The following is a 24,673-nucleotide window of genomic DNA, read 5'->3' as shown; positions in this document are numbered from 1 at the left end:
TTGCCGCATGGGATGGCTGTCGCGCACCTTCAAGCCGGATGCTGACCACGCGGGGACGGCCGGCCCGGACGCCGGTGGCGCTCCGCCGGTGCCGCCCGTGCCGGTGCCTGCACCGACGGCGACCGCTGCTCCTGCGCCTGCGACCTCGGGGCCCTCGGCTCCCGCGCCGGCCGCGCCGGCCGGGCCCGGCCCGATGGGCCGCTACGGCCCCCTCGTCTGCGTCACCCACTTCGACACGGCCGCTCCGGAGCTCGAGTGGCAGCTGCCCCTCAACGGCGAGCTCTACCGCCTCATCCCGGGCTCCGACCGTCCGGACTACTCCCTCCTCGTGCTCGACCGGCCGCTGCACTTCTACCCGGGCGAGGGCTTCGACCTTGGCCGGGTCGAGGCGGACCAGCAGGTGCAGGACCGCAAGGGCCGCACCATGGTGCGCGTGCACGCCCTGCTCCTCTGCGCGCGCTTCGTCGGCCAGCAGCTGCACCCCGGCATGACCGACCTCGCCGTCAACCTCGCGTACGTCATCGACAACTCCCTCGCCCGCGACGCCGAGGTCGACTTCGGCAAGATCGAGTTCGCCGGCATCGGCTTCCTCAGCGAGGGGCACGCGCCGCGTGCCGACGCCGCGCCGGCGGCCCCGAGTGGGCAGCCCTCTGCCGCAACCGAACCCGAGCCCGCGCCCGAACCAGTGGCCGACTCGGTGCCGCAGCCGTCGTCCGAGGCTGCGCCTGAGCCCCTCCCGGTGATCCAGACCGAGACCGAGACCCTGCCCGAGACCCTGACCGAGCCCACGCTCGGGACCGGGCCCGCGGCCGCGGTCGGCGCCGAGGCCACCACCCGGCATACGTCCTCGGAGGTCCTCGACGACCTCGCCCGGACGTTGCGCCAGGGCATCGAGGAGCAGCGCGGCGCGCCCGTCCAGCGCATGACGGCCGCGCTCACGATCGACCCGGACCTTCGACTGACGGGCCTGTCGGGCAACGCCGACGGGCAGGCGCCGGTCCCGACGCAGGAGACGTTCGGGCGCCTGGCGGAGGTGCTCGGGCGCCTCGGCGAGGTCGAGGGGAGCGAGCGCGTCGCCGCCGTCACCCTCCGCGTCGACGGTGACGACGTGAGCCACGACGTCACCGGCACCCACCGCTGAGAGTGCGTCAGGCGCTGGTTCTGGCGCTGCCCCGGTAGCCGCGCACCGCCCCCGGGGCCAGGCGGCGGCCGATGCTGACCTCCCACACCCCGCCGTCGAAGCTCTCGAAGACGAGCAGCCGGCCGACCCGCTCGGACCCGTCGGCTGCCCCGGTCCCGACGGCCCCGACGGCCTCGACGTCCTCGACGTACTCGACGAAGTCGCACGACCCGCTCGGGCCGGTGCCCGTGTCGCCCGTGGCGGTGTACGTGGCGTGCCCGGAGCTGTCGAGGGTCCACGAGCTCCCGTCCATCGTGACCCCCGCCGGGTCGGGCTCGCCGAAGAGGTCATAGCGCGGCGTCCAGTGCACGACCGTCACCCCGCCCCGGGGGCGGATCGAGAGCCACTCCTTCGGGCCGGGCGAGGTCTGCACGCAGTGCTCGCGCCACTGCGTGCCGTCCATGACGAAGTGCAGGCTGCCGATGACGCGGCGCTGGCGACCCTCGAGCTCGAGCACAGCCCCCGGTGCGACCTGTGACGGCCGCAGTTCTGCGCGCATGCACCCCTCCTCGTTCACACGGTTCCCACAGGGTAGTCAGGCGAGCGCGTCCGAGCCCGCCGAACCGAACCCGCGCGTAACTTCCGTGCCGCCCTGTCGTTTCCCCCGTAGCCGAGTCGAGACGGCCAGGAAGACATAGGTGGATGCCACATGGGTGTGGAGATCGCGGTCACAGGTCTGACCAAGACCTTCGGTTCGCAGACGATCTGGCGGGACGTGACCCTCACGCTTCCCGCGGGGGAGATCTCCGTCATGCTCGGGCCCTCGGGCACGGGCAAGTCGGTGTTCCTCAAGACGCTCGTCGGGCTGCTCAAGCCGGATGCCGGGTCGATCGTCATCAACGGTCGGGACCTGACGCGCCTGCGTGAGGCCGACCTCTACGAGGTGCGCAAGCTCTTCGGCGTCCTCTTCCAGGACGGCGCGCTCTTCGGCTCGATGACCCTCTACGACAACGTCGCCTTCCCGCTGCGCGAGCACACGAAGAAGACCGAGGCCGAGATCAGGCGGATCGTCACCGAGAAGATGGAGCTCGTCGGCCTCTCCGGCGCCGAGGGCAAGCTCCCCGGCGAGATCTCCGGCGGCATGCGCAAGCGTGCCGGCCTCGCCCGCGCCCTCGTGCTCGACCCCGAGATCCTGCTCATCGACGAGCCGGACTCGGGCCTCGACCCGGTGCGCACCAGCTACATCAACCAGCTCTTCGTCGACCTCAACGCGCAGATCGACGCGACGTTCCTCATCGTCACGCACGACATCAACACGGCCCGCACGGTGCCGGACAACATCGGCCTGCTCTACCACAAGCACCTCGCCATGTTCGGTCCGCGCGAGATGCTGCTCAGCTCCGAGGAGCCGGTCGTGCGCCAGTTCCTCAACGCGCAGACGATCGGCCCGATCGGCATGTCGGAGGAGAAGGACGCCGACGAGCTCGCCGCCGAGTCCGGCCAGGAGCTGCCGCCCCTGCCGCCGATCGCCCTCCAGCTCGCGACGAGCGACGGTCAGCCCCGCCGCGCCGAGCGCCCCGCCGGCGCGTGGTGCCGCGACAACGGCGTCACGCCGCCGCCCGGGTCGTTCGAGTCGCGCAACGCCGGCATCCCCGGTGTCCGGGTGGAGGTGGGCTGACGTGGCCGCACCCCTCACCGGCGTCCTGCGCCAGTCCGGCTCGCTCTTCGCGCTCGCGCTCGACGTGTTCCGGGCGCTGCCCAAGCGGCCGTTCCAGGTCAAGGAGTTCATCCAGCAGGCCTGGTTCATCGCGAGCGTCACGATCCTGCCGACCGCCCTCGTGTCGATCCCCTTCGGGGCGGTCATCGCCCTGCAGCTCGGCACGCTGACCCGACAGCTCGGCGCCCAGTCCTACACCGGGGCCGCGAGCGTCCTTGCCGTCCTCCGCGAGGCGAGCCCGATCGTCACCGCCCTGCTCATCGCGGGGGCCGGCGGCTCCGCCATCTGCGCCGACCTCGGGTCCCGCAAGATCCGTGAGGAGATCGACGCCATGGAGGTGCTCGGCATCAGCCCGATCCAGCGCCTCGTCGTGCCGCGCGTCCTGGCCTCGATGCTCGTCGCGGTGCTGCTCAACGGCCTCGTCTCGGTGGTCGGCGTCGTCGGCGGCTACGTCTTCAACGTCATCGTCCAGGGCGGCACGCCGGGCGCCTACATCGCGAGCTTCACCGCGCTCGCACAGCTGCCGGACCTCTGGACCGCCGAGATCAAGGCGCTGATCTTCGGGGCGATCGCCGCCGTGGTGGCGGCCTTCAAGGGGCTGGGCGCCGGCGGTGGGCCGAAGGGCGTCGGTGACGCGGTCAACCAGAGCGTCGTCATCACCTTCATGCTGCTCTTCGTCGTCAACTTCGTCATCACGGCCGTGTACTTCCAAGTCGTCCCGCAGAAGATCTGAGGAGCCGACGATGGCGACCAAGACCCAGAAGCCCAGCCGCAGCGCGAGCGCGGAGCGGTTGCTCGACCTCGCCTCGGGGCCCTCCCGGGCCCTCGACTCCCTCGGCGAGCAGATGCGCTTCTACGTGCGCTCGCTCGCGTGGAGCGGCCGCACCCTGCGGCGCTACAAGAAGGAGGTCATCCGGCTGCTCGCCGAGGTCTCCCTCGGCACCGGCGCCCTGTCGGTCATCGGCGGCACGGTCGGCGTCATCGCCTTCCTCGCCTTCTTCACCGGCACCGAGGTCGGCCTGCAGGGCTACTCCTCGCTCGAGCAGCTGGGCACCGGAGCCTTCACCGGCTTCTTCTCCGCCTACCTCAACACCCGCGAGATCGCCCCGCTCGTGGCAGGGCTGGCGCTCGCAGCGACCGTCGGGTGCGGCTTCACCGCCCAGCTCGGGGCCATGCGCATCTCCGAGGAGGTCGACGCCCTCGAGGTCATGGGCATCCCGTCATTGCCCTTCCTCGTGACGACCCGCATGATCGCCGGCTTCATCGCCGTCATCCCGCTCTACGTCCTCGGACTGCTCAGCTCGTATGCGGCGACGCGCTTCATCTCGACGGCGTACTTCGGCCAGTCCGAAGGCACCTACGACCACTACTTCCACCTGTTCCTGCCACCGGGTGACGTGTTCTGGTCGTTCGCGAAGGTCATGGTCTTCGCCGTCGTCATCATCCTCATCCACTGCTACTACGGCTACACCGCCTCGGGCGGCCCGGCCGGGGTCGGCGTCGCAGTCGGGACTGCCGTGCGCACGTCGATCGTCGCCATCAACATCGTCGACTTCTTCCTGTCCCTCGCCATCTGGGGCGCCACGACGAGCGTGAGGATCGCCGGATGACCGCCCCGCCCACCGACGCCGTCACGGACGTCACGACCCAGTCGACGCCCGGGCCGCTCACTCAGCACACGCGCAAGCGCTTGGGACAGAAGGCATACGGCCTCGTCTTCCTGCTCGTGCTGGCCCTGCTCGTGGGCCTCGCCATCGCGTCGTTCCAGAAGCGCTTCACGCCCGTCGTCCTCGTGACCCTCGAGACGGACCGCCTCGGCAGCCAGCTCCAGGAGAGCTCCGACGTCAAGCTGCGGGGCCTGCTCGTCGGCGAGGTGCGCCGCATCGACGCCACCCCGACCGGCGCCCGGCTCGAGCTGGCCCTGCAGCCCGACGAGGTCGCCCGGATCCCGTCCAACGTCAGCGCGCGGCTGCTGCCCAAGACCCTCTTCGGGGAGCGCTACGTCGACCTCGTGACGGCGGCCACCCCGGCCCGGCCGATCCGGGCCGGCGACGTCATCCCGCAGGACCGCAGCAAGGTCTCGATCGAGCTCGAGACGGTCCTCGACAACCTCTACCCGCTGCTGCGCACCGTCCAGCCGGCCAAGCTGGCCACGACGCTCAACGCGCTGTCGACCACCCTCGACGGCAGGGGCGACCAGATCGGCCGCAACCTCGTGCTCGTCGACCGCTACCTCAAGGCTCTCAACCCGAGCATGCCGACGATCCAGCGCGACATCTCCCTCCTCGCCGACACGGCCGACCTCTACGCCGGTGTCGCCCCCGACTTCTTCCGGCTCACCGAGTCCCTGCGCGTCACTAACAAGACCATCGTCGAGAAGGACCAGCAGCTCGCGGCCTTCCTCGTCGGCACGGCGGGCTTCGCCAACGAGGCCGCCGGCTTCCTGCGCGACAACGAGCAGCGCATCATCCAGGTCGGGCAGGTCAGCAAGCCCACCCTGCAGCTGCTCGCGGAGTACTCACCCATCTACCCGTGCGTCGCCTCGGGCCTCGTCAACTGGCTCCCGCGCGCCAACGCGGCCTTCTCCGGTGGCACCTTCCACATCACCCTCGAGGTCGTGCCTCCCCGGCAGCCCTACCGCCCCGGCGAGGAGCCGCGCTGGGACGACAAGCGCGGACCCCACTGCTACGGGCTGCCGACACCGAACGGTTCGCAGGCAAACCCCTTCAAGGGCAACCACTTCGACGACGGCACCCAGCCGGCCAGCAACGCGCAGCCCTTCTCCGCCCTGCCCCAGGCGCTCCTCGGCAACACCTCCGCGGCGGACTCCGGCAGCGCCGGCACCGCCGAGGAGCAGCGCGTCGTCGGAGCGCTCCTCGCCCGCAACGGGCAGCTCGCGGACGACGGCTCGAGCGGCATCCAGACCCTGCTCGCCGGACCCATGATGCGCGGCACGGTGGTGAGCACCCGATGAAGGTCAAGGGCTCACTCATCAAGCTCATCGCCTTCGCGGCGGTCACGCTCTTCGCGACGAGCATCCTCGCGCTGACCATCGCCAACATCCAGCTCGGGTCCAAGGCGACCTACACGGCCGACGTCAGCGACGCGACGGGCGTCATCCCCGGCCAGGACGTCCGCATCGCCGGCGTGCGGGTCGGCGAGGTCACCGACGTGCGCGTCGCCCCGGGGTCGACGTCCGACGGCGCGACGGCCCAGATCGACTTCTCGGTCCTCAAGAGCTCCGTCCTCACCCAGGGTACCGAGGTGACGGTCAAGTACCGCAACCTCGTCGGCCAGCGCTACCTCGCCCTGACCCAGGGCGCCGGAGCCCCCGCGCCCCTCGCCGACGGCTCGACCATCCCGCTGTCGCGCACCCACCCGGCGCTCGACCTCACGGTGCTCTTCAACGGTTTCAAGCCGCTCTTCGCCGCGCTGTCGCCGAGCGATGTCAACGAGCTGTCGGGCCTGCTCATCCAGACCCTGCAGGGGGAGGGCGGCGACGTGAACACGCTCCTCGCCAAGACGGCCAGCCTGACCTCCGCGATCGCCGACCGCGACGCCGTGATCGGTCGCACCGTCGACAACCTCAACACCGTGCTCGGCACCGTCGACGCGCACGACCAGCAGCTGCTCTCGCTCATCGACCAGCTGCAGCGCTTCACCAGCGGCCTCGCCGCCGACCGCGAGACGATCGGTCGCTCCCTGTCCGGCATCAACACGCTGTCCGCCGAGACGGCTGACCTGCTCGTCTCCACGCGCCCGCTCATCAAGGACGACGTCGCCCAGCTGCGCACCCTCGCGACGACCCTCAACAAGCCGGCCAACGTCAAGGAGTTCGAGGACTTCATCACGGGCGCTCCGAACCGGATCACCACCCTGACGCGCACCGCGACGTACGGCTCGTGGTTCAACTTCTACCTCTGCAAGTTCGACGCGTTGAGCCCGCTCCTGCCCGGTGTGACCCCCACCTACGACGTGTCGTCTGCGAGGTGCCAGTCGTGAGCATCCCCTTCCGAGAGCGCAACCCGGTCCCGATCGGTGCGATCGGCCTGCTCGTCATCGCCGTGGTGCTCTACCTGGCGTTCAACGCCTCGAACCTGCCGGTCATCGGCGGGGGCACGGACTACAGCGCCGCCTTCTCCGAGGCCGGTGGCATCAAGCCCGACGACGACGTGCGCATCGCGGGCGTCAAGGTCGGCAAGGTGACCGGGGTCGACCTCGAGGAGGGCCACGTCCGCGTCGACTTCACCATCACCGAGGACGCGAGCTTCGGGCCCCAGACCGGTGCCTCGGTCCGGATGAAGACGATCCTCGGCGAGAAGTACGTCGCCCTCGACCCCAAGGGCCAGGGCCAGCTCGAGGCCGGTGCGCAGATCCCCGTCACGCGCACGGTCAGCTCCTACGACGTCATCAACGCCTTCCAGGACCTCACGACGACGACCGAGCGCATCGACACCGACCAGCTCGCCAAGTCCCTCAGCGTCATCGCGACCGAGTTCAAGGACAGCCCGCAGTACGTCAGGGCCACGCTCGACGGCCTCTCCCGCCTCTCGCGCACGGTGGCCAGCCGCGACGCCGAGCTGGGCTCGCTGCTCAAGCGCGCCAACAGCGTCAGCGGACTCGTGCGCAGCCGCAACGAGCAGGTGAGCACCCTCATCAAGGACGCCGACCTGCTCATGGTCGAGCTCGTCAAGCGCCGCGACGACATCCGCACGCTGTTCCGCAACACCTCGGCGCTGTCAAAGCAGCTGACCGGCCTCGCCCGTGACAACCGGGCGCAGCTGAAGCCGGCGCTCGCCGAGCTCGACAAGACGCTGGCGCTGCTGCAGAAGCACGACGCGGACCTCGAGAAGACGATCCAGGCCATGGGCCCGTTCACGCGGGTCTACGCCAACACCCTCGGCACCGGGCGCTGGTTCGACACGTGGGTCTCCAACTTGGTCGTCCCCGTGGGCACCCCCGGTCTCGCCCTCCCGGGCACCAAGCTGCCCGACCTGCTCCTTCCCGGCACCTCCGGAGGTGGTCGCTGATGCCTGCCCGCGAGAGCTCAGGCCGTATGCCGTTCGGCCGGCTGCACGCCCCCGTGACCGTCCTCGGCAAGCTCGTCACAACCCTCGTCGTCGTCGCGCTCGTCGCCGCCGGCATCGTGTTCTGGCCGCGGCAGGCCCAGACGTCGGTGAGCGCCGACTTCACGCGCGCCGTCGGGCTCTACCCCGGTTCCGACGTCCGCATCCTCGGCGTCAAGGTCGGTCAGGTCGACAGCGTGACCCCCGAGGGCGACCACGTGCACGTCACCTTCAGCTACGACGACAAGTACCGCGTGCCGGCCTCGGCGCAGGCTGCCATCGTCGCGCCGTCCCTCGTCTCGGACCGTTACGTCCAGCTGCTGCCCGTCTACAAGGCCGGCCCCGCACTCGCGGTCGGGACGCGAATCCCCATGTCGCGCACGGCGGTTCCCGTCGAGCTCGACCGCGTGTCGCAGAGCCTCGACGACCTCATGGTCGCCCTCGGCCCTGACGGCGCCAACAAGGACGGTGCCCTCAACGATCTGCTGCGCACCTCCGCGGCCAACCTCGACGGCAACGGCGACAAGATCAACGGCACGGTGCACGACCTGTCGACCGCCCTGTCGACCCTGTCGGGCAGCCGCGACGACCTCTTCGGCACGGTGAAGAACCTCCAGTCCTTCACCTCGATGCTCGCGACCAACAACGGCCAGGTGCGCCGGCTCAACTCCGACCTCGCGACCGTCGCCACGCAGCTGAGCGAGGAGCGCGAGAACCTCAAGGCGACGCTCGAGAGCCTCGGTGTCGCCGTCGACGAGGTGTCCGGCTTCGTGTCCGACAACCGCGCCCTGCTCAAGAGCGACCTCGACCGCGCCGTGGCCGTCACCGGGACGATCGCCAAGAACCGCCAGGCGCTCGCCCAGGTCCTCGAGAACGCGCCGGTGGCCCTGTCGAACCTCCAGAACGCGTACCACCCCCAGACCGGCACGCTGGACACGCGCAACAACGCCAAGGGGCTCGACGACCCGTTGCTGCTCATGTGCTCGATCCTGACCGGCCCCACCCGGACCGGGAACACCAAGCTGTGCGACGCGCTCAAGAAGGCGCTGCTGCTCAAGCTGCCCACCCTGCCGTCGCTGCCGAACGGCGCTGCGCTGCAAGGCACCCCGCAGCCGAGCGGCCTCGTGGACCTGCGCGGCGCCGACCCCACGCTCGGTGGACTGCTCGGAGGATCCCGATGACGTATGCCGACCCACGGGGGGCCACGCCCCCCGTGACCCCCCCAAGGAAGACCCGCGTGGTGGCAGTCGCGCTCAGCCTTGTGACCTTCGTAGGGGTCTCGGGGTGCAGTGCGTACGACCTGCCGCTGCCCGGTGGTGCCGGCACCGGTGACGACTCGTACACCGTGACCGCCGAGTTCGCCGACGTGCTCGACCTCGTGCCCCAGTCGTCGGTGAAGGTCAACCAGGTCACCGTCGGCCAGGTCGAGGACATCCAGGTGACGGGCTGGACCGCGACGGTGCGGTTGCGCATCCCCGGCAACGTGGTCCTGCCCGACAACGCCACCGCCGAGCTCAAGCAGACCTCGCTGCTCGGCGAGAAGTACGTCGCCCTGGCGCCCCCGACCGACGCGCCTGCCCAGGGTCGGCTCGGGCAGGGCGACCGCATCCCGCTCTCGCGCACGAGCCGTAACCCCGAGGTGGAAGAGGTCCTCGGCGCGATGTCCCTGCTGCTCAACGGCGGCGGCGTCGCACAGCTGAAGACGATCGAGGCCGAGCTCAACAACGCCCTCCGCGGGCGCACCGGCGACGTCAAGGACCTCGTCACACAGCTCAACACCTTCGTCGGGGGACTGGACGCCCAGAAGGGCGAGATCGTCCGGGCCATCGACAGCATCGACCGGCTCTCCTCGACCCTGGCGAGCAACCAGGCCAAGATCGCCGCGGCCCTCGACGAGCTGCCCAAGGGCCTGAAGATCCTCGCCGACCAGCGCCGGCAGCTCACGGCGATGCTCACCGCCCTGCGCGACCTCGGCGAGGTCGGCACCCGCGTCATCCGTGGGTCGCGTGCCGACCTCGAGGCCAATCTCCGCGCGATCAGCCCGATCCTGCGCCAGCTCAACAAGGCCGGCGACGACCTGCCGAAGAGCTACCAGCTGCTCCTGACCTATCCCTTCCCGAACAACGCCCAGAGCACCATCAAGGGCGACTTCACCAACCTCTGGGCGACCCTCGACACCAACCTCGACACGATCGCCGGGAACCTGGGCGTCGCGAAGCTCCCGAAGCTTCCGAGCATCCCCGGCGTCCAGCTGCCCTCGGTCCCGCTGCCGTCGGTGCCCGTGCCGTCCGTCCCGCTCCCCAGCGTCAGCCTGCCCTCGGTGCCGGGCGTGCCGCTGCCCACGACCCTGCCCGGCGGCCTGCTCGGCTCGAGCCGGCCCGGTGCTTCGGGCGCCGACGGTGCCGACGCGGTGTCCTGGTCCACGCTCTTCCCGACGGGAGGCTCCCGATGATCACCCGCACCGTCCGGCTCCAGCTCGCTGCCTTCGCCCTGCTGTCCGTCACGCTCGTGGCCATCCTGTCGGCCAACTACGTCGGCCTCACCGACAAGATCGCCGGCGGAAGCTACGTCGTGTCCGCGGACCTCGCACAGTCCGGCGGCATCTTCGTCGGCGCGGAGGTGACCTACCGCGGGGTGACGGTCGGCAAGGTGGAGGCGCTGCGCCTGTCCGGCAACGGCGTCGCCGTCGACGCGAGGCTCGACCGCGGCACCGAGATCCCGAAGGACACCTCGGCCGTCGTCGAGAACCGCTCCGCGGTGGGGGAGCAGTACCTCGACCTCCAGCCGCGCACCTCACGCGCCCCGTTCCTCGCAGCCGGTGACGTCATCCCGCGAGCCCGCACAGCCTTCCCGCTCCGCATCGACCAGCTGCTGCAGCACGTCGACGACACCGTGTCGTCCGTGCCTCGCGACGCGCTCGTGACCTCCGTGGACGAGCTCGCCGAGGCCTTCAAGGGCGGTGGTTCCGACCTGCAGCGGCTCATCGACTCGGGCAACTCCCTGACCGCCGCCGCCTCCGAGGCGCTGCCGGAGACCACCCGTCTCATCGACGACGGGCGGATCGTGCTCGACACCCAGGTCAAGAGCGGGGACGACATCCGCACCAGCGTGTCCGGCTTCGCGAACGTCGCCAGCGCGCTGCGCGAGGCAGACCCCGACCTGCGCGTCGTCCTGGACCGGGGCTCGGTCGCGGTCGAGCAGCTCGACGCCCTCATCTCCGAGAACAAGCAGAGCCTGGCGGCGCTCCTCGCCAACTTCATCACCATCGGCAACGTGACGACGGCTCGCCTCGACGGCATCGAGCAGCTGCTCGTCACCTACCCCGACGTCGTCACGGGTGGCTTCTCGGTGGTGCCGGGAGACGGCACCGCCCACTTCGGTCTGGTCCTCAACGTCGATGACCCCAAGGCCTGCGAGGCCGGCTACGAGGGCACCACCAAGATCGACCCGCACCGCACCAGCGGCCTGCCCCCGGTCAACCTCGACGCCCACTGCGCCGCCTCGCGCGGCTCGGGGGTCAACGTCCGGGGCGCGCAGAACGCCCCCAAGCCGACCCGCGGGGGCCAGAGCGGCCAGAGCTACCCGATGGCCTTCGGAGCGACCCCCGTGGCTCTCGGCAACCGGGCCGTGACCTCGGGCAGCCCCTCGTCGTTGTCCGTACAGTCGCCGGTCGCTCCGACCGGTGACGCACGGACCGACAACGGCACGAGCTGGCTCTGGATGATGCAGGAGGCGCTCCGCTAGCCGGTGACGGAAGGAAACCCCTCGATGACGATGGTCACCACCCGCTCGGAGGCAGAGCGGCCCTCGCGGTCGCCCGAGCCCTCCGCACACCAGGACCCCCACGCCGACTCCCCCGGTGTGGACGCCGCCGATGCCGTGGAGGGGTCCGGTCCCCGCGATGCGCCACGTGCGGGCCTCAAGGGTGTCCGCACGTGGCGTCCCACCCCGCGCCTGCTGTGGGCCGTCACCGCGGTGCTCCTGCTCGCCGCGGTCGCCGTCGCGGCCACCCTCGGCCGGACGGCGTGGCAGCAGCAGCGCGAGGTCGACAACGGCGCCGCGGCCCTGGCCGCCGGCAAGCAGATCGCCGTCAACTTCGTGACGATGAACGCCGCGACCTTCGACGCCGACACCAAGCGCGTGCTCGCCGAGTCCACCGGCGCGTTCCAGAAGGAGTACGCCTCGACGCTGGCGCAGCTGAAGCCCGTCGTCACCGCCAACAAGACCGTCTCGACGGTCGAGCGCGCCGAGGCCTCGCTCGTCTCGAGCGACGACGACTCCGCCAAGGTCATCGTCGGGGTCGTGGCCCCGACCTCCAACGCCTCCACCCCCACGGCGGAGAAGAAGACGTACCGGCTCCGGCTCGACCTCGTGAAGGTCGGCGACGCCTGGAAGGTGAGCACCCTTGACTTCGTCAGCTGATCCCCGCCGCCCCGCCGCCCCGGCCGGGGGCCGCAACAAGCGCGTGGCAGGCGCCCGTCGCCGCACCCCCGCCACGGGCGGGCCCTCCTCGACCATGGTCGTCGAGCATCCGACCGCGGGGGAGCGTGACGACGTCGACGAGGCCGTCGTGGACGCGCTCGCCGTCGACCGCGATCTCGACGACAGCGCCCGCACGTCAGCCCCGTCAGCCCCGTCAGCCCCGTCAGCCCCGTCAGCCACGTCGGAGGAGAAGGCGCCACGCACGTCGGCGGGCCTGTGGGTCTCCGCCATCGCGGCCACCCTGGCGCTCGCGGCGCTCGTCGGCTCCCTCGTCTACGCCCTGCGCCCGAACGTGGGCGACGGTGACCGCACCGCGGCCGTCGGCTCGGCGCGGACGACGCTCGAGAGCCTTCTCAGCTACAGCGGTGCGTCCTTCGACAAGCACGTCGATGAGGTGACCCCGCAGCTGACCTCCCCCTTCCGGGACCAGTTCACCAAGGTCGCGGCCACGGACATCAAGCCCATGGCCGTCAAGAACGACGCAACCGTCCAGGCGAAGGTCTACGACGCCGGCGTCATGGACGCCACCGGCGACGGCGGCGAGGGGACCACGGTGCGGGTCATGGCGTTCGTCAACCAGGCCACGACGACGAAGGCCCAGCAGGCCCCGGCCATCGACCAGAACCGGGTGATCGCGACCATGCGCAAGGTCGGCGACCGCTGGCTCGTCAGCGAGCTCTCCGCCTACTGAGTCGGCCCAGACCCACCCTCGGTCGGCCGCGGTTCCACGGTCCACGGAGCCGCGGCCCCGGGTGGTTTTCGGGGGTTCACGGGGGCGCAGGCCCGCCAGGGCCGTGAGCTCCCGTGGGTGCATACTGCACGCTGTGAAGCTCATCCAGGCCAATGGCGTCCCAGAGTCCCTCGCACGCGTCGACCAGCCGCAGGCGCCACCCGTGCGCGTCGCGCTCGTCCAGCACGAATGGGTCGACGACCCCGCTGAGCTCGTCGAGACGCTCCGGGACGGCATCCGCACCGCGGCCGAGGCGGGGGCCGCGATCGTGTTCCTGCCCGAGCTGACGCTCTCGCGCTACCCGGCCGACACCCTCCCCGAGGGCACCCCGTCGGCGACGGCGGAGGACCTCGAGTCCGGCCCGACGGTCACCTTCGCGCGCGCCGCCGCCCGCGACTTCGGGGTCCACGTGCACGCCTCGCTCTACGAGCGTGCTGAGCAGGGCGACGGCCTCGGCTTCAACACCGCCGTCGTCGTGGCGCCGTCCGGCGAGGTCGTGGCCCGCACCCGCAAGACCCACATCCCGGTCACGGCCGGCTACTACGAGGACAAGTACTTCCGTCCCGGTCCGGCCGACGACGCGTACCCCGTGGTGGCCCTCGAGGACCCCTCGCTGCGGCTCGGTCTGCCGACCTGCTGGGACGAGTGGTTCCCCGAGGTCGCGCGGCTCTACTCCCTCGGCGGCGCCGAGGTGCTGTGCTACCCCACGGCCATCGGCTCGGAGCCGGACCACCCCGACTTCGACACCCAGCCGCTGTGGCAGCAGGTGATCGTCGGCAACGGCATCGCCAACGGTCTGTTCATGGTCGTGCCCAACCGCTTCGGCACCGAGGGCCTGATCACCTTCTACGGCAGCTCCTTCATCTCCGACCCCTACGGTCGCGTCCTCGTCCAGGCCCCCCGCGACGAGGCCGCCGTCCTCGTCGCCGACCTCGACCTCGCGCAGCGCCGCGACTGGCTCGAGCTCTTCCCCTTCCTCGAGACGCGCCGTCCCGACTCGTATGCCGCCCTGACCGCACCCGTGCGCGACGAGCACCGTCGCGAGGCGGAGCAGTGACCGGCGCCCCCGCCTGGGTCATGCCGTCCGAGACGGCGCAACACGACTGCACGTGGATGGCGTGGCCGAGCCAGGGCTACACGCTGGGCGAGACCCCCGACGAGGTCGAGACGGCTCGCCGCACCTGGGCCGCTGTCGCCAACGCCGTCGCCGAGTTCGAGCCGGTGCGCATGGTCGTCGTGCCGGGCGACCTCGCGGTCGCCGAGGCGCTGCTGCACCCGGACGTCGAGCTCGTCCCGGCGGCCCTCGACGACGCCTGGATGCGCGACATCGGCCCGACGTTCGTGCGCTCCGCCGACGGTGCGCGGCTGGGCGCGGTCGACTGGGTCTTCACCGGCTGGGGCGCCCAGGCCTGGGCCAGCTGGGAGCACGACGCGCGCATCGGCGCCTTCGTCGGAGGCCTGAGCGGCGCCGAGGTCGTGGGCTCGTCCCTCGTCAACGAGGGTGGCGGCCTCCACGTCGACGGGCTCGGCACCGTGCTGCTCACCGAGACGGTGCAGCTCGACCCGGGACGCAACCCCGGCCTGACCAGGGCCGACGTCGAGGCGGAGCTCGCCCGCACCATCGGCGCCACGACGTGCATCTGGCTGCCGCGCGGCCTCACCCGTGACTACGACGAGTTCGGCACCCGCGGCCACGTCGACATCGTCGCCACGATCCCGAGCCCCGGCGTCGTGCTGCTCCACGAGCAGCAGGACCCCTCGCACCCCGACCACGCGGTCTCGAAGGCGCTGCGCGAGGTGCTCGAGGACGCCAGGGACGCGCGGGGCGAGCGGTTCGAGGTCGTGGGCGTGCCGGCGCCGCGGACCCTCGTCGACGACGAGGGCCCGGTCGACTGGTCCTACATCAACCACCTCGTCGTCAACGACGGGGTCATCGCCTGCACGTTCGGTGACGAGCAGGACGAGGCCTCCCTCGCCGTCCTGGCCGAGGCCTACCCCGGACGCCGGGTCGTCGGGGTCGACGCGCGTCCGCTCTTCGACCGCGGCGGTGGCATCCACTGCATCACCCAGCAGCAGCCGTCCCTCTGAGGTCGAGTGCTCACTTCCGGACGTTCCGCGGCGAAGACCGTCTTGTCCGTGACTGTCCGGAAGTGAGCACTCGACCAGGTGGAGGTCAGGCCTGCGGGAGCCGCTTGTGGATGTCCTCGCTCATGCGCACGACCGAGAGGTAGAACTCGAGGGTCATGCGGATGACCGCGAGGTAGATGATGACGAAGATCGGCCCGAGGATCAGCGCCGCGAAGCCGGCCCCGGCGCTGTTGGCGAAGCCGGCGAAGACGAAGATCAGCCAGGTCGCCACGAGCGCCACCGTCGCCAGCAGGTAGACGAAGCGCACGAGGATCGGCGTGACGAAGTTGGTGAAGCTGAAGTCGAACAGCGCGGTGAAGAAGCCCGCGCCCTCCTTGGCGGGGTCGGGGATGCTCGACATGCCGCTCGGTCCGCCCGAGGGCGCGCCGACCGGTGCCACCGGCGGCGGAGGAGGGGGCGGCGTGCTGCCGGCGCCCGGCGCGGGGGAGGGCGGGGGGCTGCTGGGGGGCGGGACGCTCTGGGGGACGCCCGAGCTGCTCGGGATCGGCGTGGTGGGGTCCCCACCGGCCGGCCGGTTGAAGGACGGTTGCTCGGGCGGGTTCTGATCGGACATGGCTTCCCTCTCGGCAGGAGACGTCGACAGATCTCTCGTGTGTGCCCATGCTAGGGCGCGGCCCTTCCAGCGACCCCGGGTCCGCGCGCGCCGCGACAACATCGGCGCAGGTCAGCGGGGTTGCGGGAGCGTCCCGGCGGCGTGTCGCGACGCGCCTGAAGAGGCCCGGGTCTTGACGTCGGCCCCGCGGGGGTCCATATTCGTCGCGTTCGCATCGCGAGCTCCCGGTCCAGGGGGCGTGGCAGGTCAGTCGAGGGCGTCCGTCTCGTTTCGAGACCGGACGGGACCTCGGACGGGGACCTCCGCTCCTTGACCCGGCTGGACACTCCTGCCCTTTGTGGGTAGGCTAGGCCTTTGCGCTGCCCATGCCCACCTCTCGCGACCTCGGTCAGGCCACTCACCATGCCACGCGGCATCCGGTCTGACCTCGGGACCCGCGAGCGGAGCCATGCGGCAACGCGGATCTGAAGATTCGAAAAAGGCCCGTGGAAGGACCCTCCTTGGCTGCCTCGCGTACTGCGACGAACATGTCCACCGCACAGACCCCTTCGGGGCGTCTGTCCTTCGCGAAGATTCGCGAACCACTCGAGGTCCCCGACCTCCTGGCGCTTCAGACGGAGAGCTTCGACTGGCTGCTCGGCAACGAGCGCTGGCAGGCTCGCGTCGCCGCGGCCAAGGCCGAGGGACGCACCGACGTCCCGGACCGGTCCGGGCTCGAGGAGATCTTCGAGGAGATCTCCCCGATCGAGGACTTCAGCGGCTCCATGTCGCTGTCGTTCCGCGACCACCGCTTCGAGGAGACCCGCAAGACGATCGAGTCGTGCAAGGAGCGCGACCAGACGTACGACGCACCCCTCTTCGTCACCGCCGAGTTCATGAACGCCCAGACGGGTGAGATCAAGAGCCAGACGGTCTTCATGGGTGACTTCCCGCTCATGACCGAGCGCGGCACCTTCATCATCAACGGCACCGAGCGTGTCGTCGTCTCGCAGCTCGTCCGCAGCCCGGGCGTCTACTTCGAGCGCACGCCCGACAAGACGTCCGACAAGGACATCTACACGGCCAAGATCATCCCGAGCCGCGGCGCCTGGCTCGAGTTCGAGATCGACAAGCGCGACATGGTCGGCGTCCGCGTCGACCGCAAGCGCAAGCAGTCGGTCACGGTGCTCCTCAAGGCCCTCGGCTGGACCGAGGCCCAGATCCTCGAGGAGTTCGGCGAGTTCGAGTCGATGCGCCTCACCCTGGAGAAGGACCACACCCAGGGCCAGGACGACGCGCTGCTCGACATCTACCGCAAGCTGCGCCCGGGGGAGCCGCCGACCAAGGAGGCCGCGCAGACCCTGCTCGACAACCTCTACTTCAACGGCAAGCGCTACGACCTCGCCAAGGTCGGCCGCTACAAGGTGAACAAGAAGCTCGGTCTCGACGCCTCGATCAACGACTCGACCCTGTCGATCGACGACATCGTCAAGACGATCAAGTTCATCGTCACGCTGCACGACGGCCAGGACTCGATGAAGGGCACGAAGAACGACGAGGAGATCGACGTCCGCGTCGAGGTCGACGACATCGACCACTTCGGCAACCGTCGCCTCCGCTCCGTCGGCGAGCTCATCCAGAACCAGGTCCGCACCGGCCTGTCCCGCATGGAGCGCGTCGTCCGCGAGCGCATGACCACGCAGGACGTCGAGGCGATCACCCCGCAGACCCTGATCAACATCCGCCCCGTGGTGGCCTCGATCAAGGAGTTCTTCGGCACGTCGCAGCTCTCGCAGTTCATGGACCAGAACAACCCGCTCGCGGGTCTGACGCACAAGCGTCGTCTGTCCGCGCTCGGCCCGGGTGGTATCTCCCGTGACCGTGCCCAGATGGAGGTCCGTGACGTCCACCCGTCGCACTACGGCCGCATGTGCCCGATCGAGACCCCGGAAGGCCCGAACATCGGCCTCATCGGCTCGCTCGCGTCCTACGGTCGCATCAACGCGTTCGGCTTCATCGAGACGCCGTACCGCAAGGTGACCGGCGGCCACGTGACCGACGACGTCGACTACCTGTCCGCCGACGAGGAGGACCGCTACGTCGTCGCCCAGGCCAACGCGCCGCTCGACAAGCAGAACAACTTCACCGAGGACCGCGTGCTCGTGCGCACCAAGGGTGGAGAGGTCGAGCTCGTCCCCGGCGACGAGGTCGACTACATGGACGTCTCGCCGCGCCAGATGGTCTCGGCCGCGACCGCGATGATCCCGTTCCTCGAGCACGACGACGCCAACCGTGCCCTCATGGGCGCCAACATGCAGCGTCAGGCCGTCCCGCTCGTCAAGAGCGAGGCGCCGATCGTCGGCACCGGCATGGAGTTCCGCGCCGCCCTCGACTCGGGCGACGTCGTCCGTGCCGAGAAGGCCGGTGTCGTCCAGGAGGTCTCGGCCGACCTCGTCACCGTCGCCAACGACGACGGCACCTACCAGACGTACCGCATCGCCAAGTTCGCGCGCTCCAACCAGGGCACGAGCTACAACCAGGTGGTCGTCGTCAACGAGGGTGACCGTCTCGAGGCCGGCGGCGTCATCGCCGACGGTCCCGCCACCGAGGGTGGCGAGATGGCGCTCGGGCGCAACCTGCTCGTCGCGTTCATGTCGTGGGAGGGTCACAACTACGAGGACGCCATCATCCTCAGCCAGCGCCTGGTCCAGGACGACGTCCTCTCCTCGATCCACATCGAGGAGCACGAGGTCGACGCCCGTGACACCAAGCTCGGCCCCGAGGAGATCACGCGGGACATCCCGAACGTCTCCGAGGAGGTCCTGGCCGACCTCGACGAGCGCGGCATCATCCGCGTCGGTGCCGAGGTCCGCGACGGCGACCTGCTCGTCGGCAAGGTCACGCCCAAGGGAGAGACCGAGCTGACGCCGGAGGAGCGCCTGCTGCGCGCCATCTTCGGTGAGAAGGCCCGCGAGGTCCGCGACACGAGCCTCAAGGTGCCCCACGGCGAGACCGGCACGGTCATCGGCGTCAAGGAGTTCCGTGCCGACCTCGGCGACGACCTGCCGCCCGGCGTCAACCAGCTCGTCCGCGTCTACGTGGCCAACAAGCGCAAGATCACCGACGGTGACAAGCTCGCCGGCCGCCACGGCAACAAGGGAGTCATCTCCAAGATCCTCCCGGTCGAGGACATGCCCTTCCTCGAGGACGGCACGCCGGTCGACGTCGTGCTCAACCCGCACGGTGTGCCGCGACGGATGAACCTCGGCCAGATCCTCGAGCTGCACCTCGGCTGGGCCGCCTCGCGCGGCTGGAAGATCGAGGGCAGCCCGGAGTGGGCCAAGGAGATCGCGCCCGACGCGCACGAGGCCCCTGCGGGCACGCGCGTGGCGACGCCGGTCTTCGACGGTGCCTCCGAGGACGTCGTCACGGGTCTGCTCGACTCGACGCTCAAGACGCGCGACGGGGTCCGCCTCATCGACGCCTCGGGCAAGACGCGCCTCTTCGACGGCCGCTCCGGCGAGCCGTTCCCGGAGCCCGTCGCCGTCGGCTACATGTACATCCTCAAGCTCCACCACCTCGTCGACGACAAGATCCACGCTCGTTCGACGGGTCCGTACTCGATGATCACCCAGCAGCCGCTCGGCGGTAAGGCCCAGTTCGGTGGCCAGCGCTTCGGTGAGATGGAGGTCTGGGCCCTCGAGGCGTACGGCGCCGCCTACACGCTCCAGGAGCTGCTGACGATCAAGTCGGACGACGTTCCCGGCCGCGTGAAGGTCTACGAGGCCATCGTCAAGGGCGAGAACATCCCCGACTCGGGCATCCCGGAGTCGTTCAAGGTCCTCCTCAAGGAGATGCAGTCGCTGTGTCTCAACGTCGAGGTCCTGAGCAGCGACGGCACGACGATCGAGATGAAGGAGTCCGACGAGGAGGTCTTCCGCGCGGCGGAGGAGCTCGGCATCGACCTGAGCCGGCGTGAGCCGTCCAGCGTCGAAGAGGTCTGAGAAGGCCCCCTAACGACAAGCGGTGCGTATGCCGCTGGGCCCGCTCAGCGGCATACGCACCCTCGTCAACGAATCCCACTCAGACCAAAGACTTAACAAGAGTTACGAGAGAAGGAACCACGTGCTCGACGTCAACTTCTTTGACGAGCTGCGTATCGGCCTTGCCACTGCGGAGTCCATCCGCCAGTGGAGCCACGGTGAGGTCAAGAAGCCCGAGACCATCAACTACCGCACGCTCAAGCCCGAGAAGGAGGGCCTGTTCTGCGAGCGCATCTTCGGCCCCACCCGGGACTGGGAGTGCAACTGCGGCAAGTACAAGCGCGTCCGCTTCAAGGGCATCATCTGCGAGCGCTGTGGCGTCGAGGTCACGCGCGCCAAGGTGCGTCGTGAGCGGATGGGCCACATCGAGCTCGCCGCCCCCGTCACCCACATCTGGTACTTCAAGGGTGTCCCGAGCCGCCTCGGCTACCTGCTCGACCTCGCCCCGAAGGACCTCGAGAAGGTCATCTACTTCGCGGCCTACATGATCACGTCCGTCGACGAGGACCAGCGTCACGCTGACCTGCCGTCGCTCGAGGCGCAGATCCAGGTCGAGCGCAAGGAGATCGAGAACCGCCGCGACGCGGACGTCGAGTCCCGTGCGCAGCTGCTCGAGCGCAACGTCGCCGAGCTCGAGGCCGAGGGTGCCAAGGCCGACGTCAAGCGCAAGGTCCGCGACCAGGCCGAGCGCGAGATGAACAACATCCGCAAGCGTGCCGACCAGCAGGTCGAGCGCATCGACCAGGTCTGGGACCGGTTCAAGAACCTCAAGGTCCAGGACCTCGAGGGCGACGAGATCCTCTACCGCGAGATGCGTGACCGCTTCGGTCTGTACTTCGAGGGCGGCATGGGCGCTGCGGCGATCCAGAAGCGCCTCGAGTCCTTCGACCTCGACGCCGAGGCTGACCTCCTCCAGGAGATCATCGCCACCGGCAAGGGCCAGAAGAAGACCCGTGCGATCAAGCGCCTCAAGGTCGTCAACGCCTTCCAGATGACGACGAACCACCCGTCGGGCATGGTCCTCGACGCGATCCCGGTCATTCCGCCGGACCTGCGCCCGATGGTGCAGCTCGACGGTGGCCGCTTCGCGACGTCGGACCTCAACGACCTCTACCGTCGCGTCATCAACCGCAACAACCGCCTGAAGCGCCTTCTCGACCTCGGTGCGCCCGAGATCATCGTCAACAACGAGAAGCGCATGCTCCAGGAGGCCGTCGACAGCCTCTTCGACAACGGCCGTCGTGGTCGCCCGGTCACGGGTCCCGGCAACCGTCCGCTCAAGTCGCTGTCCGACATGCTCAAGGGCAAGCAGGGTCGTTTCCGCCAGAACCTGCTCGGCAAGCGCGTCGACTACTCCGGCCGTTCGGTCATCGTCGTCGGCCCGCAGCTGAAGCTGCACCAGTGCGGTCTGCCCAAGCAGATGGCGCTCGAGCTGTTCAAGCCGTTCGTGATGAAGCGCCTGGTCGACCTCGACCACGCGCAGAACATCAAGTCGGCCAAGCGCATGGTCGAGCGTGCCCGTCCGGTCGTGTGGGACGTCCTCGAAGAGGTCATCACCGAGCACCCCGTGCTGCTCAACCGTGCGCCCACGCTGCACCGTCTCGGCATCCAGGCGTTCGAGCCGCAGCTCGTCGAGGGCAAGGCCATCCAGATCCACCCGCTCGTCTGCTCGGCCTTCAACGCCGACTTCGACGGTGACCAGATGGCCGTCCACGTGCCGCTGTCGGCAGAGGCGCAGGCCGAGGCCCGCATCCTCATGCTGTCGAGCAACAACATCCTGAAGCCGGCTGACGGTCGCCCCGTGACCATGCCGACCCAGGACATGATCACCGGCATCTACCACCTGACCGACGCCCTCGACGGTGGCGGCCCGGGTGCAGGTCGCGCGTTCTCGTCCCCGTCCGAGGCCCGCATGGCCTTCGACCGTGGCGAGATCCTGCTCGGTTCGGCGATCAAGCTGCGCCTGACGGACGCGGTGCCCCCGGCCGGCTTCGAGCTGCCCGAGGGTGTCGAGGCCGGCGAGGACGGCATCGTCAAGAGCATCACGCTCGAGACGACGCTCGGCCGCGCGATCTTCAACGACACGCTGCCGCTCGACTACCCGTTCGAGAACCGCCCGGTCGACCGCAAGCGGCTCTCGGCGATCGTCAACGACCTCGCGGAGCGCTACTCCAAGGTCCAGGTCGCCGCGTCCCTCGACGCCCTGAAGGAGGCCGGTTTCCACTGGTCGACCCGCTCGGGCTGCACCGTCGCGATCTCCGACGTCACGACGCCGGACAACAAGACGAACATCCTCGAGGGCTACGAGACCAAGGCCGCCAAGGTCCAGACGCAGTACGAGCGCGGTCTCATCACCGACGACGAGCGTCGCCAGGAGCTCGTCGAGATCTGGACCCAGGCGTCCAACCAGGTCGCCAAGGAGATGGAGACCAACTTCCCGCGCACGAACCCCATCTACCGGATGGTGTCCTCGGGTGCTGGTGGCAACTGGTTCCAGATCCGTCAGATCGCCGGCATGCGTGGCCTGATGGCCAACCCGAAGGGCGAGATCATCCCGCGCCCGATCAAGGCGAACTTCCGTGAGGGCCTCACGGTGCTCGAGTTCTTCATCTCGACGCACGGTGCCCGTAAGGGCCTGGCCGACACGGCGCTTCGTACCGCCGACTCGGGCTACCTCACGCGTCGTCTCGTCGACGTGTCGCAGGACGTCATCATCCGTGAGGACGACTGTGGCACCGAGCGTGGCCTCAAGCTGCCGATCGCCCAGGTCAACGAGACCACGGGCACGCGTGCGCCGAGCGAGGTCGTCGAGGCCTCGGTCTACGCCCGCACGCTGGCCGAGGACGTCGTCGTCGACGGCGAGACCCTGGCCGTGGCCGGCATCGACCTCGGTGACGTCGTCATCGACGCGCTCTACGCGGCCGGTGTCGACGAGGTGCGGATCCGTTCGGTCCTCACCTGCGACAGCAAGGTCGGCACCTGTGCCGCCTGCTACGGCCGTTCGCTCGCGACGGGCAAGCTCGTCGACATCGGCGAGGCCGTCGGCATCATCGCGGCCCAGTCGATCGGTGAGCCCGGCACCCAGCTGACGATGCGTACCTTCCACACCGGTGGTGCGGCTGCGGCCGACGACATCACCCAGGGTCTGCCGCGTGTCGTCGAGCTGTTCGAGGCCCGCACGCCCAAGGGTGTCGCTCCCATCGCCGAGGCCACCGGCCGCGTCGAGATCGAGGACACCGACAAGGCGCGCCGGATCCTGCTCACGCCGGACGACGGCTCCGAGCAGCACGCCTACCCGGTGAGCAAGCGCTCGCGCCTCGTCGTCGCCGACGGCGACCACGTCGAGGTCGGCACCAAGCTGGTCCAGGGCGCGATCGACCCCAAGCAGGTCCTTCGCATCCTCGGCCCGCGCGCTGCGCAGAAGCACCTGGTGGACGAGGTCCAGCGCGTGTACCGCCAGCAGGGTGTGTCGATCCACGACAAGCACATCGAGGTCATCGTGCGCCAGATGCTGCGTCGCGTGACGATCATCGAGGCCGGCGACGCCGACCTGCTGCCCGGCGAGCTCGCCGAGCGTGGTCGCTTCGAGGACGAGAACCGTCGCGTCATGGCCGAGGGTGGCCGTCCGGCCGCCGGACGTCCCGAGCTCATGGGCATCACCAAGGCCTCGCTCGCGACCGAGTCGTGGCTGTCGGCCGCGTCCTTCCAGGAGACGACCCGCGTGCTCACGCAGGCCGCCATGGAGGCCAAGTCCGACCCGCTGCTCGGCCTCAAGGAGAACGTCATCCTCGGAAAGCTCATCCCTGCCGGCACGGGCCTGCCCCGCTACCGGAACGTCAAGGTGGAGCCGACCGAGGAGGCCAAGGCCGCGATGTACTCGCTGCCGGGCTACGACGCCTACGACTACGCAGGCTTCGGTTCGGGCACGGGCGAGGCCATCCGCCTCGACGACGAGGCTCTCGGTCTCGACCAGTTCTGAGCGGTCCATCGGCCGCCGCGTGAGCGGCGGCCGGTGACCACCTCTCGTGCATGACGTATGCCGCTGGGCCGGCTTCCCGACAGGGGAGCCGGCCCAGCGGCGTTCCTGCACGTCCCCGGCGCCTCGGGACGCTCGAGGGCGTGCCAGGACCTCTGTGCGCCTCGGTAGGGTGGTCGCATGACCGAGCCCACGGCCGCCGTGCCGAACGCGCCAGAGCCCGACGAGCTCGCCGCCCCCGCCCCCACCGCCGCTGATGAGTCCGCCGCGCCGGTGGCGCCTGCTGCGGCCGACGGGGGAGAGTCGGCCGACAGCGGCCCGACGCCCGCGATCATCGTGCTGACGGAGGAGGCGCTCAAGCCGGTCGACGTCGACAAGATCATCGCGCTGCACGAGGAGGCGTCGCCCACCTACCGCGTGCTCGTGCCGGCCGACACCGACCGCAACCTGCTCAGCTCCTTCCTCAACCACCTCAGCCTCTTCGAGATGCGCGAGGCCCTCGAGTCGCTGCGCCCCGTCGACCGGGTCGAGGCGCACGAGGACGCCGACACGGCCCTGTCCCGGACCCTCGCCGAGTTCGAGAGCCACTCCGTCGTGGCCACGGGAGAGATCACGGGCGACGACCCCATGCCGACGCTCGTCGAGGAGGTCGCCCGGCTCGGGGCCCAGGAGGTCGTCGTCGTGACCGAGCCGCACGCGGTCGAGGACACCTTCCACACCGACTGGGCCTCGCGCGCCCGTGAGGCCCTCGGCGTGCCCGTGCTGCACATGTACGCCGGCGACTGGCGCCTGGGCTGACCCAGCCCGTCACCGAGGTGGTGGGCCGCGCGAGTCGCCCGGGGGAGCCGGCTGCGTGAGC

At 69.9% G+C, this 24,673-nt stretch carries 19 protein-coding genes; 17 read left to right on the top strand and 2 right to left on the bottom strand.

The features are described from left to right. Positions 1-7 precede the first annotated feature (7 nt). Positions 8-1,141, top strand: a complete 1,134-nt coding sequence (locus IEY30_RS09495) for a hypothetical protein (protein ID WP_043416025.1) — start codon at positions 8-10, stop codon at positions 1,139-1,141. 7 nt (positions 1,142-1,148) lie between these two features. Here IEY30_RS09495 and IEY30_RS09490 read toward each other — a convergent pair whose 3' ends face one another. Continuing rightward, positions 1,149-1,679: a DUF4178 domain-containing protein gene (locus IEY30_RS09490; protein WP_081920333.1), complete on the bottom strand. Its 531-nt coding sequence runs from the start codon at positions 1,677-1,679 to the stop codon at positions 1,149-1,151. Positions 1,680-1,829: 150 nt separating this feature from the next. On the opposite strand from IEY30_RS09490, the gene IEY30_RS09485 reads away from it, so the two are divergent. The 13 genes from IEY30_RS09485 to IEY30_RS09425 all read left to right on the top strand — a co-directional run bounded on the left by IEY30_RS09485 (position 1,830) and on the right by IEY30_RS09425 (position 15,203). Then, entirely contained in the window at positions 1,830-2,798 is a 969-nt protein-coding gene (locus tag IEY30_RS09485) for an ABC transporter ATP-binding protein (RefSeq protein ID WP_030194132.1), read from the top strand. 1 nt (position 2,799) lies between these two features. Continuing rightward, a complete protein-coding gene (locus IEY30_RS09480) occupies positions 2,800-3,570 on the top strand; it encodes an MlaE family ABC transporter permease (protein WP_030194135.1) in 771 nt (256 codons plus the stop codon). Positions 3,571-3,580: 10 nt separating this feature from the next. After that, on the top strand, positions 3,581-4,447 hold the full coding sequence (locus IEY30_RS09475; RefSeq protein ID WP_052358315.1) for an MlaE family ABC transporter permease: 867 nt from the start codon (positions 3,581-3,583) through the stop codon (positions 4,445-4,447). Beyond that, positions 4,444-5,811, top strand: a complete 1,368-nt coding sequence (locus IEY30_RS09470) for an MCE family protein (protein WP_229674922.1) — start codon at positions 4,444-4,446, stop codon at positions 5,809-5,811. The genes IEY30_RS09475 and IEY30_RS09470 overlap by 4 nt, the downstream gene beginning before the upstream one ends. Next, entirely contained in the window at positions 5,808-6,839 is a 1,032-nt protein-coding gene (locus tag IEY30_RS09465) for an MCE family protein (protein ID WP_030194144.1), read from the top strand. Before IEY30_RS09470 ends, IEY30_RS09465 begins: the two co-directional genes overlap by 4 nt. Next, the gene (locus tag IEY30_RS09460; RefSeq protein WP_030194146.1) at positions 6,836-7,867 is read left to right on the top strand and encodes an MCE family protein; all 1,032 of its coding nucleotides are present in this window, start codon (positions 6,836-6,838) and stop codon (positions 7,865-7,867) included. Before IEY30_RS09465 ends, IEY30_RS09460 begins: the two co-directional genes overlap by 4 nt. Continuing rightward, a complete protein-coding gene (locus IEY30_RS09455) occupies positions 7,867-9,084 on the top strand; it encodes an MCE family protein (protein ID WP_030194149.1) in 1,218 nt (405 codons plus the stop codon). Before IEY30_RS09460 ends, IEY30_RS09455 begins: the two co-directional genes overlap by 1 nt. Before the next feature lie 56 nt (positions 9,085-9,140). Next, positions 9,141-10,355: an MCE family protein gene (locus IEY30_RS09450; RefSeq protein WP_052358316.1), complete on the top strand. Its 1,215-nt coding sequence runs from the start codon at positions 9,141-9,143 to the stop codon at positions 10,353-10,355. Beyond that, the gene (locus tag IEY30_RS09445; protein WP_030194153.1) at positions 10,352-11,647 is read left to right on the top strand and encodes an MCE family protein; all 1,296 of its coding nucleotides are present in this window, start codon (positions 10,352-10,354) and stop codon (positions 11,645-11,647) included. The genes IEY30_RS09450 and IEY30_RS09445 overlap by 4 nt, the downstream gene beginning before the upstream one ends. Before the next feature lie 24 nt (positions 11,648-11,671). Then, positions 11,672-12,325, top strand: a complete 654-nt coding sequence (locus IEY30_RS09440) for an Rv1363c family protein (protein WP_030194156.1) — start codon at positions 11,672-11,674, stop codon at positions 12,323-12,325. Next, positions 12,309-13,076: a hypothetical protein gene (locus IEY30_RS09435; RefSeq protein WP_156035104.1), complete on the top strand. Its 768-nt coding sequence runs from the start codon at positions 12,309-12,311 to the stop codon at positions 13,074-13,076. Before IEY30_RS09440 ends, IEY30_RS09435 begins: the two co-directional genes overlap by 17 nt. Positions 13,077-13,209: 133 nt before the next feature. Next, positions 13,210-14,172 (top strand): nitrilase-related carbon-nitrogen hydrolase, encoded by a 963-nt coding sequence (locus IEY30_RS09430; RefSeq protein WP_030194160.1) that lies wholly within the window; start codon positions 13,210-13,212, stop codon positions 14,170-14,172. A 20-nt stretch (positions 14,173-14,192) separates the two neighbouring features. After that, positions 14,193-15,203, top strand: a complete 1,011-nt coding sequence (locus IEY30_RS09425) for an agmatine deiminase family protein (RefSeq protein WP_030194163.1) — start codon at positions 14,193-14,195, stop codon at positions 15,201-15,203. Between the two features lie 85 nt (positions 15,204-15,288). Here the strand turns inward: IEY30_RS09425 and IEY30_RS09420 are convergent, their stop codons facing one another. Then, on the bottom strand, positions 15,289-15,816 hold the full coding sequence (locus tag IEY30_RS09420) for a DUF4282 domain-containing protein (protein ID WP_156035106.1): 528 nt from the start codon (positions 15,814-15,816) through the stop codon (positions 15,289-15,291). A gap of 500 nt (positions 15,817-16,316) precedes the next feature. Between IEY30_RS09420 and rpoB the strand changes: the two genes are divergently transcribed. From rpoB to IEY30_RS09405, 3 genes are all read left to right on the top strand, one after another. Next, positions 16,317-19,799 carry a DNA-directed RNA polymerase subunit beta gene (rpoB, locus tag IEY30_RS09415; protein WP_030194169.1) on the top strand — a complete coding sequence of 1,161 codons (3,483 nt, stop codon included), beginning with the start codon at positions 16,317-16,319 and terminating at the stop codon, positions 19,797-19,799. A gap of 121 nt (positions 19,800-19,920) precedes the next feature. Then, on the top strand, positions 19,921-23,817 hold the full coding sequence (locus tag IEY30_RS09410) for a DNA-directed RNA polymerase subunit beta' (protein WP_030194173.1): 3,897 nt from the start codon (positions 19,921-19,923) through the stop codon (positions 23,815-23,817). 177 nt (positions 23,818-23,994) lie between these two features. Continuing rightward, positions 23,995-24,612 carry a hypothetical protein gene (locus tag IEY30_RS09405; protein ID WP_081920334.1) on the top strand — a complete coding sequence of 206 codons (618 nt, stop codon included), beginning with the start codon at positions 23,995-23,997 and terminating at the stop codon, positions 24,610-24,612. Positions 24,613-24,673: the final 61 nt, after the last annotated feature.

The organism is Terrabacter tumescens (assembly GCF_014646815.1).
GTDB classification, from domain to species: Bacteria; Actinomycetota; Actinomycetes; order Actinomycetales; family Dermatophilaceae; genus Terrabacter; species Terrabacter tumescens.
The sequence above is the reverse complement of the archived record's forward strand: the minus strand, read 5'-3'. Positions and strand labels throughout refer to the sequence as shown.

Excerpts from the sequence above, each read along its gene's own strand:
- IEY30_RS09490 (WP_081920333.1), bottom strand. The coding sequence starts at position 1,679 with ATGCGCGCAGAACTGCGGCCGTCACAGGTCGCACCGGGGGCTGTGCTC.
- IEY30_RS09425 (WP_030194163.1), top strand. The coding sequence starts at position 14,193 with ATGCCGTCCGAGACGGCGCAACACGACTGCACGTGGATGGCGTGGCCG.
- IEY30_RS09405 (WP_081920334.1), top strand. The coding sequence starts at position 23,995 with ATGACCGAGCCCACGGCCGCCGTGCCGAACGCGCCAGAGCCCGACGAG.
- IEY30_RS09470 (WP_229674922.1), top strand. The coding sequence starts at position 4,444 with ATGACCGCCCCGCCCACCGACGCCGTCACGGACGTCACGACCCAGTCG.
- IEY30_RS09440 (WP_030194156.1), top strand. The coding sequence starts at position 11,672 with ATGACGATGGTCACCACCCGCTCGGAGGCAGAGCGGCCCTCGCGGTCG.
- IEY30_RS09475 (WP_052358315.1), top strand. The coding sequence starts at position 3,581 with ATGGCGACCAAGACCCAGAAGCCCAGCCGCAGCGCGAGCGCGGAGCGG.
- IEY30_RS09485 (WP_030194132.1), top strand. The coding sequence starts at position 1,830 with ATGGGTGTGGAGATCGCGGTCACAGGTCTGACCAAGACCTTCGGTTCG.
- IEY30_RS09465 (WP_030194144.1), top strand. The coding sequence starts at position 5,808 with ATGAAGGTCAAGGGCTCACTCATCAAGCTCATCGCCTTCGCGGCGGTC.
- IEY30_RS09420 (WP_156035106.1), bottom strand. The coding sequence starts at position 15,816 with ATGTCCGATCAGAACCCGCCCGAGCAACCGTCCTTCAACCGGCCGGCC.
- IEY30_RS09455 (WP_030194149.1), top strand. The coding sequence starts at position 7,867 with ATGCCTGCCCGCGAGAGCTCAGGCCGTATGCCGTTCGGCCGGCTGCAC.
- IEY30_RS09445 (WP_030194153.1), top strand. The coding sequence starts at position 10,352 with ATGATCACCCGCACCGTCCGGCTCCAGCTCGCTGCCTTCGCCCTGCTG.
- IEY30_RS09495 (WP_043416025.1), top strand. The coding sequence starts at position 8 with ATGGGATGGCTGTCGCGCACCTTCAAGCCGGATGCTGACCACGCGGGG.